Source organism: Ancylomarina sp. YFZ004, assembly GCF_054254355.1.
On the sequence record NZ_JBTCHQ010000011.1, the window covers coordinates 83,887 to 100,925 of the forward strand.

General features: G+C 34.2%; 13 protein-coding genes. 6 read left to right on the plus strand and 7 right to left on the minus strand.

Translation table 11 applies throughout. The features are described 5' to 3' along the window. The first annotated feature begins 67 nt into the window (after positions 1 to 67). Both ACXR6G_RS16115 and ACXR6G_RS16120 read left to right on the plus strand, forming a co-directional pair. The gene (locus ACXR6G_RS16115) at positions 68 to 436 is read left to right on the plus strand and encodes a BlaI/MecI/CopY family transcriptional regulator (RefSeq protein WP_458362474.1); all 369 of its coding nucleotides are present in this window, start codon (positions 68 to 70) and stop codon (positions 434 to 436) included. A 4-nt stretch (positions 437 to 440) separates the two neighbouring features. Then, complete coding sequence (locus ACXR6G_RS16120) at positions 441 to 1,715, plus strand: TonB family protein (protein ID WP_458362475.1); 1,275 nt, start codon at positions 441 to 443, stop codon at positions 1,713 to 1,715. A gap of 65 nt (positions 1,716 to 1,780) precedes the next feature. Here ACXR6G_RS16120 and ACXR6G_RS16125 read toward each other — a convergent pair whose 3' ends face one another. Next, positions 1,781 to 3,325 (minus strand): hypothetical protein, encoded by a 1,545-nt coding sequence (locus ACXR6G_RS16125; protein ID WP_458362476.1) that lies wholly within the window; start codon positions 3,323 to 3,325, stop codon positions 1,781 to 1,783. Positions 3,326 to 3,482: 157 nt separating this feature from the next. Here ACXR6G_RS16125 and ACXR6G_RS16130 point away from each other — a divergent pair, with 157 nt between their 5' ends. Then, the gene (locus ACXR6G_RS16130; protein ID WP_458362477.1) at positions 3,483 to 3,803 is read left to right on the plus strand and encodes a hypothetical protein; all 321 of its coding nucleotides are present in this window, start codon (positions 3,483 to 3,485) and stop codon (positions 3,801 to 3,803) included. Positions 3,804 to 4,123: 320 nt separating this feature from the next. Here the strand turns inward: ACXR6G_RS16130 and ACXR6G_RS16135 are convergent, their stop codons facing one another. The 4 genes from ACXR6G_RS16135 to ACXR6G_RS16150 all read right to left on the minus strand — a co-directional run bounded on the left by ACXR6G_RS16135 (position 4,124) and on the right by ACXR6G_RS16150 (position 9,040). Continuing rightward, a complete protein-coding gene (locus tag ACXR6G_RS16135; RefSeq protein ID WP_458362478.1) occupies positions 4,124 to 6,607 on the minus strand; it encodes a TonB-dependent receptor plug domain-containing protein in 2,484 nt (827 codons plus the stop codon). Then, positions 6,604 to 7,476, minus strand: coding sequence for a FecR family protein (locus tag ACXR6G_RS16140; RefSeq protein ID WP_458362479.1), 873 nt, complete (start codon positions 7,474 to 7,476; stop codon positions 6,604 to 6,606). Before ACXR6G_RS16140 ends, ACXR6G_RS16135 begins: the two co-directional genes overlap by 4 nt. A 14-nt stretch (positions 7,477 to 7,490) precedes the next feature. Beyond that, positions 7,491 to 7,991, minus strand: a complete 501-nt coding sequence (locus ACXR6G_RS16145; protein ID WP_458362480.1) for an RNA polymerase sigma factor — start codon at positions 7,989 to 7,991, stop codon at positions 7,491 to 7,493. A 131-nt stretch (positions 7,992 to 8,122) separates the two neighbouring features. Then, positions 8,123 to 9,040 (minus strand): hypothetical protein, encoded by a 918-nt coding sequence (locus ACXR6G_RS16150; protein WP_458362481.1) that lies wholly within the window; start codon positions 9,038 to 9,040, stop codon positions 8,123 to 8,125. Positions 9,041 to 9,842: 802 nt separating this feature from the next. Here ACXR6G_RS16150 and lepA point away from each other — a divergent pair. The 3 genes from lepA (at position 9,843) to ACXR6G_RS16165 (ending at position 14,931) form a co-directional block, all read left to right on the plus strand. Further along, on the plus strand, positions 9,843 to 11,633 hold the full coding sequence (gene lepA / locus ACXR6G_RS16155) for a translation elongation factor 4 (protein ID WP_458362482.1): 1,791 nt from the start codon (positions 9,843 to 9,845) through the stop codon (positions 11,631 to 11,633). Between the two features lie 141 nt (positions 11,634 to 11,774). Beyond that, on the plus strand, positions 11,775 to 14,120 hold the full coding sequence (locus ACXR6G_RS16160; RefSeq protein WP_458362483.1) for a cache domain-containing protein: 2,346 nt from the start codon (positions 11,775 to 11,777) through the stop codon (positions 14,118 to 14,120). A 139-nt stretch (positions 14,121 to 14,259) separates the two neighbouring features. Beyond that, complete coding sequence (locus tag ACXR6G_RS16165; RefSeq protein WP_458362484.1) at positions 14,260 to 14,931, plus strand: hypothetical protein; 672 nt, start codon at positions 14,260 to 14,262, stop codon at positions 14,929 to 14,931. A gap of 87 nt (positions 14,932 to 15,018) precedes the next feature. On the opposite strand, the gene rnc is transcribed toward ACXR6G_RS16165, so the two are convergent. Both rnc and fabF read right to left on the minus strand, forming a co-directional pair. Next, positions 15,019 to 15,765, minus strand: a complete 747-nt coding sequence (gene rnc, locus ACXR6G_RS16170) for a ribonuclease III (RefSeq protein WP_458362485.1) — start codon at positions 15,763 to 15,765, stop codon at positions 15,019 to 15,021. A gap of 3 nt (positions 15,766 to 15,768) precedes the next feature. Further along, on the minus strand, positions 15,769 to 17,022 hold the full coding sequence (gene fabF / locus ACXR6G_RS16175; protein ID WP_458362486.1) for a beta-ketoacyl-ACP synthase II: 1,254 nt from the start codon (positions 17,020 to 17,022) through the stop codon (positions 15,769 to 15,771). Positions 17,023 to 17,039: the final 17 nt, after the last annotated feature.

The following is a 17,039-nucleotide window of genomic DNA, read 5'->3' on the forward strand; positions in this document are numbered from 1 at the left end:
CATTATCTACTAAATTTGTAGTAGATAGTGAATTCAAAAACTATAATTACAACAAACAGAGTACAGTATGAAACAAATGACAAAAGCCGAAGAACAGGTGATGCAGATATTATGGGACCTAAATGAAAGCAATATCAGAAGTATTGTTGATAGGTTTGACATACCTAAGCCTGCTTACACAACTGTTGCAACGGTTTTAAAAGTTTTAGAAAAAAAAGGTTTCGTTACTAAAATACCACAAGGGAAAACGCATTTATTTATACCACAAATTACCAAAGAAGAATATTCAGGTCACCAAATGGGGAGTTTATTAAAGGACTACTTCAATGGCTCTTTCTCTATGATGGCTTCATTCTTTGCTAAGGAAAACAACCTAAGCATATCCGATTTGGAAGATATGATTGAGATGACTAAAAAAGAAATTAATAAAGAATAGCGATATGAACGATCTATATATCTACCTATTAAAATCATCAGCTATTCTAGCTTTATTCTATGGGGTTTATCATTTCTTTTTACAAGATGAAAAATTCTACAAGGGAATCAGACTATACTTAGCTTCTTCTCTATTAATGGCGTTCATTTTGCCTCTAATCAAGATGAATTTTGAAGTCGCGGAAGCTGCCAATAGCTCAAATATCGTTTTACTACTAAACGCGATCAATCTAACTGCTGAAGGAAGTCATACAAATGCCTTATTAGAGAACATCTCATTAACTCAATTCACTGTTGGCTTCTACACCTTCATTTGTCTCATCTTATTCCTAAGATCTATTATCCGAATTAATAAGACCCAGAATATTATCAGAAACAACCCTAAAGATGAATATGAAGGGCAAGAATTGATAAAAGTTGATAAGGGTACCCCTAATTTCTCTTTTCTAGGAAAAATTGTAATTAGTGATAAAGATTATAATACAGAATCATTTAGAAATATTATAGCACACGAAAGAGTACATGTGGGACAAAAGCATTGGATCGATCTGCTTTTGGTAGAATTAACAACAATTATATTGTGGTTTAATCCTTTTGCATGGCTGTTTGAGCGTGCCATAAAACAAACGCATGAATTGTTGGCTGATGAAGGAGTTATTGCGCAAGGCTGCAACATCGGACAATATCAAGCGAGTATTTTAAACCAAATAATGGGAGTTGAAGTGATGGGTTTAGCCAATAACTTTAATTACTCTATTACTAAAAAACGAATGATAATGATGACGAAAGCCAATACACCAAAACACAGAATATTTAAACTTCTGTTAGTAATACCTGCAATTGCAATTGCTTTAACACTTAATCTGAAGTGTACATCAGAAACCCAGACTCCAATTGAAGAAGAGATTGTTACTATAACAAAAACAGATCAAGCTCTAACAAAATCTGAAACTGTCAATGAAGAGATAGTTTTTGTCGCTGTTGAAGAAATGCCTCAATTCCCTGGTGGAGACAAAGCCCTGCAAACTTGGATAAATCAGAATGTAGAATATCCAGAAATTGCTCAAGTAAATGGTATCGAAGGATGTGTCTATGTTAGATTCGTAGTTGATAAAGAAGGTGTGGTTGGTCGTGTAGAATTAGCCAAAACTGCTTCTTCTTCACTTGATGCTGAGGCCATAAGAGTAATCAGCAAAATGCCAAAATGGACTCCTGGAAAACAACGCGGAAAAGTAGTCAATGTAGAATATGTAATACCTATCAATTTTGCGCTGAGATAAATTTCAATTAAAAATTTAAGTATGTAAAAAAAAAGCTCTCAGTAACGATTCTGAGAGCTTTTTGCCTATTTGTTTCTTCTAGCTTTTTCCATAATCACATCTTGTACCGGGCGTTTTTCAATTTTTGAATCTAACCATGAAATAACATCTAAATAAAGGAAAGCTCTCTTTTCAAATGGATCGTTCACCCATTGCATTAAATCTCTTCTAGATTTGATAAACTCCTCTTTCAACTGATCAGGACTAATCACACTTAATCGTCGGATAAAACGTAGAATATATTTTTGTACTTCTTGCAAATCTTCCATCTTAACCAAAAAGCGATAAGTCGATCTGATTTGATAATCCAAATGATCGGTATGTTCTAATTCATAATGACTAATCAGATTTAGAATTCGTGCAAAACAATGAATATCAGCCCTAAGGGAAGTGTTTTTCTCATCAATAATCCTATTCAAGTATTTAATAGCTTCTCTATATTCACCACATCCAAAGTACAAGCAGGCAATTTTATAGTAAAAAACTAAGTTTCGATGCTTGTCTAAACTGTACTTATTGGCTTCGATAAAGGATTCAATTTCTGGAACAATGGAAGTTCCAGCTCTGAATTGCCCCTCCATAAAAAACTGATTAATTTGATGCATAAAGGAAAACTGTTGCTGCAAAATACACAGATTTGAGTTTGCCTTTACATATTCCTCATTTTCAAGATTTTTAAGAATCTTCAGATTTTTCTTAAACTTACTTAAGTGATTCGTATAGAATAAAGCGACCAAGACATTATTAAGAGCTTTCAGATACAAATCACACTGACTCGTAATCATATCAGGATTCATCCGAAATAAATCGACCCACTTTTGCGCGTACTTATAACACATTAGGAAATCCTGAATAATCAAATAATACCAAACATAGGACTGATATAGGTACAGCTTTTCGTAGAAGCTCAATTTCGTCATGTCCACTGATCGAATATTTGAATTAAAGAACTCACGAACCATTAAAAGGTCCTTATCGTTACGAGCATACCCCACCTTTAGGTATAAGGCATACAAGCGAATAGACATATTGGAGAAATAGATCGTCCCTCCCATCTCTTGATTGAGACCTTTCGATTCTAAAGTAATTTCATCAGCTCTAGTCTCCATACTTTTAGTTATGTACTGAGATTCGATGAGTTTTTCAAACTCAACAATTTCGAGCTGAAGTAGTTTTCGCTCATATTTCTCAGCCAAAACCTTACTCTTTTCCAACATTCGTAAACTTTGTTGGTACAAGCCTTTATTGTATAATACTTTTGCATGATCAATCTGCTCACGAATATTTATGGTAATATCATGGTTCACCTGCGTGAGTCGCAAACTGGTCAACAACTGCTTATAAAGATGAGCTTTCAGGTTGGGAAGTTGAGAAAGCTTGATATCCTTAGCCCGCTTAATAATGAGCTCTTCCTTATAAGTCTCCATCTTATCTATAGAATCAAAGACTTGTATGAATTTGCTCTCTTTTCCGCTCCCTATTCGATTAGCGTAAAGTTTAAAATTCCTTTTTTCAGACTTAGTCATCGATTTGATTAGCTGAAATAAGGGTTCAATTTGGTGCTTAGACATAGTTGTTTTTTTTCCGTATCTAACTAATAAACAAGTTATTTATCGCACAAACGAACTTTGAACTTCGGAAATAACTCATAAAAGTGATTTTCCAGAGCCTAAGCTATGTGCTACATTCATGTCGTTTTTCAAATCAACATAGTAAGCAACATAGGATATGCGTTCAAATGTAATAAAATTCGGCAAACCTGTTTTAACTAATGAGATTGAATATGATTCAATCAACACAAGTCAAAAACAATCTCTTCATAAAATGGTCTTAAATAAACTATCTGTAATTCTGAATCAGGATATCGATAAAGGACTGTCAATGATCGAGCAATTAATAAGCAAAGAAGAAATGACTGTTTTTAGATCAGAATTGGAAGCAAGATTCTCATCAAAACAAGAAAAGGAATATCAGTCTGCTAATTTTAATAGACGTCTTAAAACGCTTAGATCATGTTTCGAAGGGCTTCCAGCTGATAGTATTTTATAGAATTATAAATATTTAAAATATCAATAAATCTACTTTTCAAGCTTATAGCTCTAGAAATAATAGCTAAAATTTAATAAAGCTATGAGAACTTGAAAAGTCGATTTAGTGGTGCATGGCAATCCAAACAGTTTTCCCTTTGTCTGGGTCGTCTAATTATTAACCAAATCTGAAGGATACTAAGTCGTGAGGATAGTGAATAAAATGCTTCGTAGGGTCATACGATAAAATTGTGAATCACCCTGTCTGTTAGATTTAGTAGTTTATTTCTGAAGCGTTAATCACTTATCCGATCACTTAGATTCTTCGAGGTTTAAAACGTCTTAAAATCCAATTTTCAAGAATAAGCGCACCGAAAAAGGCGTGGTCTTTTCGTTTACACTCAATATCGTCTCCTGATCTATATTAACTTGCTCCGAGTTGAAATAATTAATATTTTTCCTATCAAAAACGTTTAGAAACATCAAACCAAACTCCGTTTTTACTTTCTTAGGTTTCATTTTATAGATAATAGAAGCATCTATACGATTATAATCGGGTTCTGACACAATTGTGTTTTGAAGAGTATTATAAGAAGGGAAACCTGATCCCCAAATGTAATTGGCAGAACAATAAAAACGTCCAAAATTAACCAAACCCGCAAATTTAAGTTCATGAGTCTGATCGTGCAGTGCTCTTTGAAATGTTTGAACCCGACCATATTCAAATTTCTCTTCAGTTCTACCAAGCGTGTATGCTAACCAAAAGACGTGTTTATCTATCGTCTTTTTCAAATATAAATCGAGCCCAGTCGTCTGACTTTCACCAATTGTTATGCCCTCTACTCTTCTATCTTGAAAATAACGTGTGTGTCCTTTAGTATACTTGTGAAATGCTTCAATACTTATCGTAAAATCATCCTGATGATAAGAGCTTCCAAAAACAAAATGTTGTGAATTTAAAACAGGTATGGTTTTATTATCTGCTCCTACCCAAAAATTACGAAGATTTCCCTCATCATCCCAAATTATACTTCGACTTATGAATTGCCTATAAATCCCCCATCCTGAATTTACGGATACTAAGGGAGATATTTTATAACTCAAAGAAACTCGAGGGTCAATATAGAATTGATTAATTAATGTTGGGTAACTTAGGTTTACTCCTATTTTTGCACTTAGTTTCTCATTGAATGAGATTTTATTCTGCAAAAAACTACTCAGCCTTCCCATATCAGAATCATAATTCATTGTACTCACATCAAGAGAATCTTCTGAATACTCAATCTTACTATACAAGTAGGTCATCCCCGTTTGAAAAAGAATCTTCTTTGATAGATTAAAATCATGTCTCAATCCAGCTTTGTATTCAATAATTTTTGTCTTTCGATCATCTTTACGCCGAACGACTGTTTCCTGATTTCTTATCCTATTAAACTGCACGATATTAGTAAGGGTAGAATTCAAGCCTGAACTTGTAATAAAAAGTTCACTTCTACCTCCTTTTTTCCATTGCTTATTATACAAAGCAGAAGCACCAAATTGTTCTGTTTCTTCATCCTTACTCTTTTTTATCTGACTAAATCGCCCATCAGTAAAACTATAATCATATTTATTTGAACCATGCAACAAGCTTACTTGAAATGCATCCCCTTTATCTCCAGAATAAGAATATTTCAGATTCATATCCCGGAATTGATAATTGGGTGTCAAAACTATATTTGATGCTATATGTGAATCATTTTGAGAGTTAATACTAAGGGATTCCACCGACTCACTTTCATACAAGTTATAGTAAGTCTGTCGGTATGCAGCAATTAGTGAAGATTTTTTACTCAAAGGCAATTCTAACGAAGCATTAGCAGTTACGTTACTCAATACTAAATTAAATGCAGGCTTATTCTTATTTCCATTCTTACCCGTAATATTTACAAAACCTCCAACTCTCCCATCATAACGTGCATCGTATCCTCCCTTTTCAACATCGATATGCTTTGCCATTAAGGGATTGATATCTCCAATATTTTGATAAGAATTCTTCAGCCCCCAAAGAGTTATTTTATCAAATAAAACCTGAGTTTCTCCATCATAAGACCCCCAAATAATAACGCGATCAGATTGTTCATTTGAGGCTGCAATACCTGGCTGCATACGTAAAAGCTCAAATACTGAATTATCGCCATTACCAGGCAAAAAGTTTACAATTTTATGGTTAAGGCTGATATTGCCCACTTCGTTACCAATATTAATGAAGTTCTGAACCATCCTATCTGAAACTAATATTTCAGGTAAATCTGTCTTGGCAGGATGAAGGTAGAGTTTATGAATATTACTAGTAATTAATACCGTATCCAAAATAAAATAGCCCAAGTGTGAAGCCTGAAGATGTAGCTTTTCATCTTCGTCAGAAGTGAATGAAAAACCACCACTTACATCGCTAACCTGAGGGATATCATTTATGGACAAATGTGAATAAGGCAAACTTTCATTGGTTTCAAGATCGTATAAATTCCCTCTTAGGTAATACTTCTTTATTCTCTTATCAGCATAAATAAGAAAAACGCCATCTGCATTTTGATAATCAAGTGAGGTGTTCTTTAATAAGAATTTAATAGCTTCTTCAACTTCTGGGAAAGTTTGCGATGTTGTAATAATGAATTTAGAGAGTAGCTCATCATTAAAAGAAAATTGCACATCATACCTATCTCTCAAATCAATTAGAACTTGATTTAAGTTTTGTTCTTTCGCGTTGACTCTAATTTCTTGAGAATATGAGGTAAGTCTTAGAGCGAAAATGAAACAGAGTAGAATGACGATTTTTAATTTCACTTAGTATGTTTTGAACCTACAATATACTTTTTTGATGAAACTTTATAATATTCTAATCCTAAAGGTAAACAAACCAAATTCAATATTTCATCAGCTGAATGGCTTTTTTTGAAGTTCCCAGTGTAAGGAATTTTCGCTAAATCTTTCTTCACAATTCGTATGTCATATTGCAGCTCAATTTCCTCTAAAACCTGTTGAATAGGCGTAGCGGTAAAGAAAAATATATGATCGCGCCACATTGTCTTTTCCTTAGCATTTATATCAGTTTTCAATTCTATCAGTCCATTCCTATTGATTGATGCATGATCTTTAGGATATAAAACCACCTCATCTTGAGTCATATTTGAAAGCACCCTTACTTTTCCTGTGAAACAGGTTACTTTATAATTATTCTTTCGACTATAAATATTAAAACTTGTACCTAGAATACTCGTGGAGCCGGAACGAGAAACAATATCGAAACGATTCCCTTTGCTGATATTAAAAAATGCTTCACCTTCGAATTTCACTTCACGAGTAAATCGCCACCAATAAGGGTGGTAAGTCAAACTGGAGTTTGCATTAAGTTCTACTCTGCTCTTATCTGGTAATAATACCGATAAGTGTTCTCCTTTAGAACAATGAATGCTTTGAGTATAAAAACGCATAAAAGCAGCACTTGCAATCACGAGCAATAGACTTGCAGCAAGTGAATACATCAACCAATGGCTTTTAATTTTCCTTACTGGTTTTTGAACGTCTTCAATATCAGTAAACATCTCAGCCCAAATCTTATCTTTCGATTTTGAATAAGGTAATTCAAGCTCGGGCAAAGAGTTTAAAAACTCCTCGTCAGAATATTGATCCATATTTTTTAAGTCAAGACTCATGAGAATGATATCGGTTAATTTAAAATCGTTTCGTTTTTCAATGCATATTTCAAAAACTGAAGTGCATTCTTCATTCGTTTTTCAACGGCTTTTACTGATAGGTTCAATCGCTCGGCAATTTCAGAGTACTTTAACCCTTCATTCCTGCTCATCAAAAAAACCACTCTCTGCTTTTCAGATAATTGAGTCAAAGCCAATTGATATTTACTATTCAATTCCTTGTACTGCAAAATATCTTCAGGTGATTCCATTTTATCGTATTGCTTTGTGTTTGCAATATAATTCTGAGCGACAATTTCTTTTCTGTATCTGGAAATAAATAGATCGTTTGCCATCTTATAGAGTAATGCTTTGCATGGAGGATCTTTAAAACTAGCTCGCTTTTCCCAAACCCGCATAAAACACTCCTGTGCAATATCAGTCGCCAATTCTGAATCTCCTGATCGGAAATACAAATAATTTCGAATAGTATCGAAATAGGTATCGAATAGATATTTGAAATGTTCTTTATTCAAAACTGTGTGTAAAATTGGTTCCCTTAAAAATAAAATAAATTTTAGATAAAGAACTGGAATCTAGAGATTATCTAGAGATGGAATAGCAATCAGCACGTTTTCTAACCACTATTCCATTTCTCACTCAAAACTTAATTCTTACAATCGTGTCTATGATATCCAAGAGTAATTTCTTCTACTCCATCAACTGTCGTCTTTAAAGCTATATCATCACATGTTCCATTTCCAAAATCAACTCTGGCAAATTCTTCTCCATTCTGATAATAAACAACAATACCACTTACGATATATTTACATGTACCCAATCGTACAAGAAAATCATCAATTTCTTTTTTAAATTCATTGTCCTCTGAATCAACAAAAACATCTTGTCCCGTGATATGAATGATATCATCTGCTCTATCATAGTTTGTGTCTAATCCTTCAACCCATTCCTTAGTTTTATTACCAACACAAGACACTTCTGTTTCGTCCTCAAAAGTAAAATTCAAATCATAATCATGCTCAAACATCCTTGAAACACCACTTTCACCAGTAAATACAATTTTTTGGTAACCTGCTATTCCAATTAAATCCACTTTAAAATTTTGATAAGTAATTTCACGCATAGCTCCATCAGTTCTAGGAGGGGCAGAAACGACTATAATTACAATACCACTTATCACTCGTCCATTCTTTAAAGTGATACCATCACCATAGTCAATAGTAATTGTCATAGGAAAACCATCATTATCTCCTTTTTCAACAGTAACCTCAGGACCTTCATCATTATTATAACAAGACCATCTTTTATATAGTCCTGACAGATCTCTCAAACAATCTCCATAACCGCCTGATTTTGTAGAACTCTCACCCAGAGAAAACATGTCACTTTCGTAATCAGCTTCCGTCATAACATTTGCTATAGCAACCTCAGTATCAACAACTGATGCAATATCTGTTATGGTAATTTCATCTTCGCCAATCAATTTCACATTGTCATCCGATTTATCACATGATGTGAATGTAAAACCAATTGCTATAAAAAAAACAAATAATAACTTTTTCATAATTATAAATTTTATGGGTTTAACTCAATATATTTCGAAAAATGATTGTTTATTCCTTCTTCTATATGTGTACCGCATAAATCTTCATCTACCCTACTTTTTTTTTGAAAAAAAATAAAATGGTTTCTCTGATCACCAATTCGTAAAGACAATAGTCAGCTTTTGGAGACACTTCATCAACAAGATTAATCCATTAAAAGAAAACAGAACTTTCTTGGGTTACTTTTTCCCTTAATAGGGAATTAAGTAGATGACAGGAATTGTTATATGTTGATTAAAAAAGAAGGATAAGTGAAAGAAAGGAAATTAAAAAAAGCTCAGGTATATTCAATCTTGGGTTTCAGCATTATTGCATTAGGTGTATTGGTACAGTTTTTCTCAAACAATAAAATCTATATTTATTCATTGTTAATATTAGGCTTAGCTATATGCTTCTTTGCATTGCTTAAAGCCATTAAGAATTTTAAGTAATAATACATTCTGCCAAGATTGAAAACTCTATTCCAAGTTCAATCTTGGCAAAATAACTTAGTCCTGTTTTGGTAAACACAACGAATATCTTCTAAGTCTCATTTCTCAAAGAATACAAAGACTCAGAATCCTCAAAATCAAGAATATCTCTTCAAACAGAAAATCCTCTTTCATCTCAATAGTTATACTTCTTATTTAAAGGATCTTAATCACCTTGTCTAATCCAAGGAATTGAATATCTTTGTAAATTGGTTAAGAAGCTCCGTAAATGAAGTTGAATCACTTGTAAAACGATAGGAGTCTCAAGCATTATCTAATTTGATTTTTGAAGATGAAGAACATTCGTAATTTTTGCATAATAGCACATATCGACCACGGTAAGAGCACATTAGCCGACCGCCTATTACAAGAAACAGAAACTGTCGGTGAACGCCAAAGACAGGCTCAAGTTCTTGATGATATGGATTTGGAACGTGAACGTGGTATTACCATTAAGAGTCACGCTATTCAAATGGACTATACTGACGACAAAGGCGAAAAGTATGCTCTAAACCTAATTGACACTCCAGGTCACGTTGACTTTTCATACGAGGTTTCTCGTTCAATTGCAGCCTGTGAAGGTGCATTACTTATCGTAGATTCAACTCAAGGGATTCAAGCTCAAACTATATCTAACCTATACTTAGCTATCGAGAATGATTTAGAAATCATTCCTATTCTCAATAAAATTGATTTGCCTAATGCTAATCCTGAGGAAGTAAAGGATCAAATTGTTGATCTTTTAGGTTGTGATAGAGACGAGATTTTATTAGCTAGTGGTAAAACTGGAGAAGGTGTTCCTGAGATTTTAGACGCTATTATAGATAGAGTTCCTGCTCCAAGTGGCGATAAGAAAGCTCCATTACAAGCCTTAATTTTCGATTCTACATACAATGCTTTTCGTGGTATCATTACTTATATTAGAGTAATGAATGGTGAGATACGAAAAGGTGACATGGTGAAATTCCTGAATACCGATAAAGAATATATTGCTGATGAAGTCGGTGTCTTACGTCTGGAACGTGAACCTCGCAAAATATTAAGTACAGGAGATGTCGGTTATATTGTATTGGGAATAAAAACATCTACAGAAGTTAAAGTAGGTGAAACCATTACAAACAAAATAAATCCGTGTGAAAAAGCTATTGACGGTTTCGAAGAAGTGAAACCAATGGTTTTTGCTGGTGTTTATCCTATCGATAGTGAAGATTTCGAAGACTTACGTGCTTCGATGGAAAAATTAAAACTAAATGATGCTTCACTTACTTTTGAGCCAGAATCGTCTTTAGCACTTGGTTTTGGTTTCCGATGTGGTTTCCTTGGCCTTTTACATATGGAGATTGTTCAGGAGCGTTTGGATCGCGAGTTCAATATGAACGTGATCACAACTGTTCCTAATGTATCCTATATCGCACATACCAGAAAAGGTGATGTATTCGAAATGCATAACCCATCGGATATGCCTGATCCAAATTCACTGGAATTTATTGAAGAACCCTTTATACGTGCACAAATCATTACGAAATCTGAATTTGTTGGACCATTAATGACTCTTTGTTTGAGTAAACGAGGCATGATGACTAACCAGCAATACTTAACCAGTGAACGTGTTGAGTTAACTTACGAAATGCCATTGGGTGAGATTGTATTCGACTTCTACGATAAACTGAAAAGTATTTCGAAAGGTTATGCCTCATTTGACTATTTCCTAATTGGTGTAAAACCTGCCAAATTGGTGAAACTAGATATTCTTTTAAATGGTGAGGGAGTAGATGCACTTTCTACATTGATCCATTTCGATAATGCTCAATCATTCGGAAGAAGAATGTGTGAGAAGCTTAAAGAGCTAATTCCTCGACAGCAATTTGATATTGCTATACAAGGGGCTATTGGTGCTAAAATCATCTCTAGAGAGACTGTAAAGGCCGTTCGTAAGGATGTAACTGCAAAATGTTATGGTGGTGATATCTCTCGTAAACGTAAACTTCTTGAAAAGCAGAAGAAAGGTAAGAAGAAGATGAAACAAATTGGTAATGTAGAAGTACCACAGAAAGCTTTCCTTGCTGTATTAAAATTAGATTAATTAGGATTATTCCTTTTTCAAATAGATTCAAACCCTTCGATTTTTCGAGGGGTTTTTTATTTATTTTAATTCTAAATAAAATCACTTATTATTATTCTGTAATTAATGTAACTTGATCTTCTGAACAACAAAACGACCAATATGAAATCTAGATTAATTGATATTCCTCGTTTATTTCGCAATTACAACATACTCATCTTACTTCTTCTGAGTATCGGATTTGGAAGTTTGGTTATTATTGTTGACTATCAAGCTCACAAAAAAGATGTCGTAAAATCTCGCGAAGCCATTGAAAATGAAAAAAAACTATTCCTAAAGCATTCTGTCGATAATGCAATTTCTTACATCAACTACAACAACTCTAAAGTTGAGGAAAGATTAAATAATGAATTGTCACATAAGGTACAAAATGCATGGAAGCTTGCCACTGGCATTTACACTAAATTTAAAGATACTAGATCAGAACAAGAAATAAAAACCCTCATTATAGCAGCCTTAAGACCTCTCAGACATTTTAACGAAAGAGGCTACATATATATTATCAATATGGATGGCTATACCCAAATGCATCCTGTCAGCCCTGAGAAAGAAGGCCACCTTTTAACAGATATACAAGATATATCTGGCAAATATGTCATTCAGGATGAAATCAAATTAATGCGTGAAAAAGAAGAGGGTTTTATCGATTATCTATGGACGAAACCCGATTCACCTGATGGTGTCTCACATTTGAAAAGAGCATTTTTAAAACGCTTTGAACCTTACAATTGGTTTTTTGGCTTGGGTGAATATCAAGATGATTTTAAAGAAGATCTAAAACAAGAAACACTGAAATGGTTTCGTCAATCTTACGACCCAACAAAATGGCATTTGTTTATTAATGATTATGACGGGCAAGCATTAATAATTAATTCTGACAAATACAAGGATGGTGTAAACATCAAAACGATATCAGATGATAAAGGACTTAAGATATTTGAAGAAGAGCTCAATATTGCCAAAAACACAGAGGGTGATTTCCTAAGATACTCATGGCTTGATGCAACCACTGGAAAATATACTCCCCGAGTTACCTATGTGAAAGGCTATAATCAATGGGAATGGATGATTGGCGCATCGTCTAGCACAGCAGCAATAGATGAAGCTATAGTTCAAAAAGAAAAAGATCTTTTTAAAAATTCTCTCAAAAGAGTCACTTATCTCCTCTTAGCTATGCTTGGAGCATCTGCATTATTCTTTATCATTAGTCAATATATAAACAATAGAATCAGAAATAATTTCAACAATTTTATTTCAGAATTTGAATCTGCAATTTCGAAACAGCAATTACTTAAGGAAGACAAGTTTAACCTCACTGAATTAAGACGCTTGTCAAACTCAATAAATAAGCTTTTAAAGAATCATTTGAAAAGCCTAGATGACTTGAAATTGAGTGAGCAAAAATTCCGAATCGTAGTTGAAAATGCCCCCGTCTACATTTTTGGGTTCAATCCTAATGGATTAGTCAAACTATGGAATAAACAATGCGAAGAAAATTTTAACTATAGCGCAGACAAAATCTTAAACAAGCCCCTACCTTACGAAGAATTATACCATTCTGATTCAATTGAAACCATCAAGGGATTTATAAACTCCCCTTCCGAAGAATACCGACTCTCTCATATCAAACTTAAAAATGGACTGGAAAGTTATAAGTACTGGGCATCTTTTGAGTTAAGTAAAGATCTTCGTATATGGGTCGGTCACGATGTGACCGCTCTCAAGTTAACAGAACAAAAAATGAGTGCTCTAAATGCAACAAAAGACAAATTCTTTTCAATTATTGCACATGACTTACGAAATCCATTTAACGCACTAATCACTCTAAGTTCTTATCTTATCGAAGCAATTGAATCAAGTAATAAAACCGAAGCTATAGAGCTTGCCAAAGTTATCGAAACTTCTTCAGAACAAGGATTCGAATTATTGGTAAATCTGCTCGAGTGGTCACGAACACAAACAGGTTCAATTCAATATAATCCTGAAAGAATCAACTTGCAGAAGGAACTAAAAAATCCTATCCAGATCATAAAAGGTATAGCCGAATCTAAGGATATAAAGTTAACACATAATATTAGCGAAGATATTATAGTATTGGCTGACCCAAACATGATAAGAACCATTGTCCGCAATTTACTTTCAAATGCCGTGAAATTTACGCCTAAAAATGGGGAAATATCTCTTGAAGCTTTTGATAATGACAATGAAATACTGATAAAAATATGTGATAACGGTGTTGGCATGTCACAAGATATAATCGATAAACTGTTTTCAATAGAAGTTAACACAAGTTCTATTGGTACAGAAGGAGAAATGGGAACAGGTTTAGGTTTAATACTGTGTTTTGAATTCGTGAAAAAACATAAGGGGAATTTGTGGGTAGACAGCAAAATTGGTAAAGGATCCTGTTTTTCATTTTCAATACCAAAACAAACAATCAGCATTTAAATTAATTTCGTTCCATCCATTTTAACTTCAAAACATTAAGGTTTCCTTAACTCTTTTTAGTCAAAGCTTAACGCCTTTTAGGTGAGACAATTTCTAATTTTGGAAGTAGTTAATTAATCAAAACTAAATTTCAATAATTATGAAACGATTATCACTCCTACTTTTAATAATTGGGCTCATCTTCGTGTGCACACAAAGTACAACAGCTCAAGAAACCAAAAAGAAGAAAGAAGGTAAAGTAAAAATTCTAATTAATAAAGATGGAAAATCTATAAAATTCGATACCATTATTCATGAGTTCAAAGATCATAAAGACATCATGAAAATCATCAAATCTAAGCATCTGTCAGATTCTCTATTTGAGGTTATAGAAGGTGAGGATTTTATGTGGATTTCTAATGATAAAGACTCACATGGGAAACACAAAGTCATCATTAAAGAATTTCATGACTCAGACACATCACTTCATTCAAAAATAAGCAAACACATTAGAGTCATTTCTGAAGATGATGAAAACATCATCATTACTAGTGGAGATGGTGAGCACAAAACCATCAAAATTGAAATCATAGACGAAGATGGGAATAGCCATAAGAAACATTCTAAGGGGAAGAAAGTTTATATCATCAAAGAAAAAATCGATCTAGACATCTCCGAAGATGGCGATGTGAAAATCATCAAGATAGAGTGCACATCAGATCATGATGAAGATATTGATATAGAAGTCGAAGTTTCAGAAGATGGTAAGACAACTAAAAAAATTAAGAGAAAAAGGAAGAAAGCCAAGAAAACAGAGAAAAAGGATAAATAAACTTACAACTCCATTAAATACAAAAGAGGATGATAGCTAACTATCATCCTCTTTTGCTCTGCGAGCAGAATAAATTATTAACTACAACTATGCTGTAGCTACCAAAGGTTCCTCGAGCTGAATTAAAGCTTCTTTTGCAGCCATTTGCTGAGCTTCCTTCTTAGATGCACCAATACCTTTTCCCAGCATGTTTTTCTCAACTTCAACTTCAGAAATGAATACAGGCAATTTCATCACCTTATCTAATCCATTTTCACGAGTATCGAAAACAACATCCTTTTTATTTTTCTGAGCCCACTCAATAAGTTTGCTCTTAAAGTTTGTCTCTACTGTAACTACCTCTTCAATATTGATGTAGTTACGGAAGATTTTATCTTCGATAAAAGTTTTAGTTACAGAATAGCCTTGATCAAGAAAAATAGCTCCTATCAAAGCTTCGAATGCGTCACCGTAAATATGTTTGTTGTTATTCAAGTTGACATTCGACATAACCTGCTTATCCAATCCTATTGTAAGAGCTAATCTATTTAAAGATTCACGACTAACAATTTTAGAACGGATTTGAGTAAGAAACCCCTCACTCTTGTTGGGAAAGTATTTGTAGAGAATATCAGCCGTTATAGATCCTAATATGGCATCTCCTAAATATTCGAGACGTTCATTATTCATAGGAGCTCCATCCTTACAAGGAATAGACGCTGATTTATGCACAAGCGCAAGCTCATACAAATCGATTTTATTAGGCGTAAAGCCCAAAAGATCAAAAGTCAATCCATAAAACTCCCTCTTAGGTAAGAAATGAAGTTTTATGGATTGAATAATAGATTTAATCACAAATTATTCAGTAAAAGATTTGAAAATTACTGAAGCATTGTGTCCACCAAAACCAAACGTGTTGCTTAAAGCAGCTCTGATAGGGCGCTTTTGAGCAGTGTGTAGAGTCAGGTTTAATTTCTCATCAATTTCAGGATCTTGTTCTCTGTGATGGATAGTTGGCGGTACAGTAGAGTTATTAATTGCTAGAATACTAGCGATAGCTTCAACTGAACCGGCAGCTCCCAAGAGGTGACCTGTCATTGATTTTGTGGAACTAATGTTCACATTGTATGCATGCTCGCCTAAAACAGTTTTAACTGCTCTCAATTCTGGAATATCTCCTACTGGAGTAGATGTTCCATGAACGTTGATGTAGTCTAAATCTTCAGGTTGCATATTAGCATCGTTCAATGCCATTTTCATAGCATTAATAGCACCACGTCCTTCAGGATGTGTTGCTGTCAAGTGATAAGCATCACCAGACATCCCACCACCAACAATTTCAGCATATATTTTAGCACCGCGAGCTTTAGCGTGTTCATATTCTTCAAGAATAAGAGCGCCAGCGCCTTCTCCCATTACAAAACCGTCACGGGTTTTACAAAATGGACGAGATGCTTCTTTATAGTCATCATTATTAGTTGAAAGGGCCTGCATTGAGTTAAATCCACCCAATCCCGCTTCATTAATCGAAGCTTCTGAACCACCTGATATAAAGATATCAGCTTTACCCAAACGGATATAGTTCATTGCATCAATCATGGCGTGTGTGGAAGAAGCACATGCAGATACTGTACCGTAGTTCGGTCCCTGGAAACCATATTTCATAGAAATATGACCGGCAGCAATATCAGAAATCATCTTAGGAATAAAGAAAGGAGAGAAACGAGGAGTTCCGTCCCCGTTTGCATATCCTGTTACTTCATCTAAGAAAGTCTTAATTCCGCCAATTCCAGAACCCCAAATTACTCCGGCTCTTGTTAAATCTTCTGCCTCCAAATCGAAACCTGCATCCTCAACTGCCTCTTTAGAAGCGATTAAAGCATACTGCGCATAAAGATCGAGTTTACGAACTTCTTTGCGATCGAAATGAGCTTTAGGGTCGAAGTTTTTAACCTCGCAAGCAAACTTAGTCTTGAACTTTGAAGCGTCGAACTGGCGAATCATATCAGATCCACTCACTCCGTTCTTCAAACTTTCCCAATATTCAGCAATATTATTACCAATTGGGTTAATGGTTCCAAGACCAGTTACTACTACTCTTTTAAGTTCCATAAAAAAGGTTCTGGTTA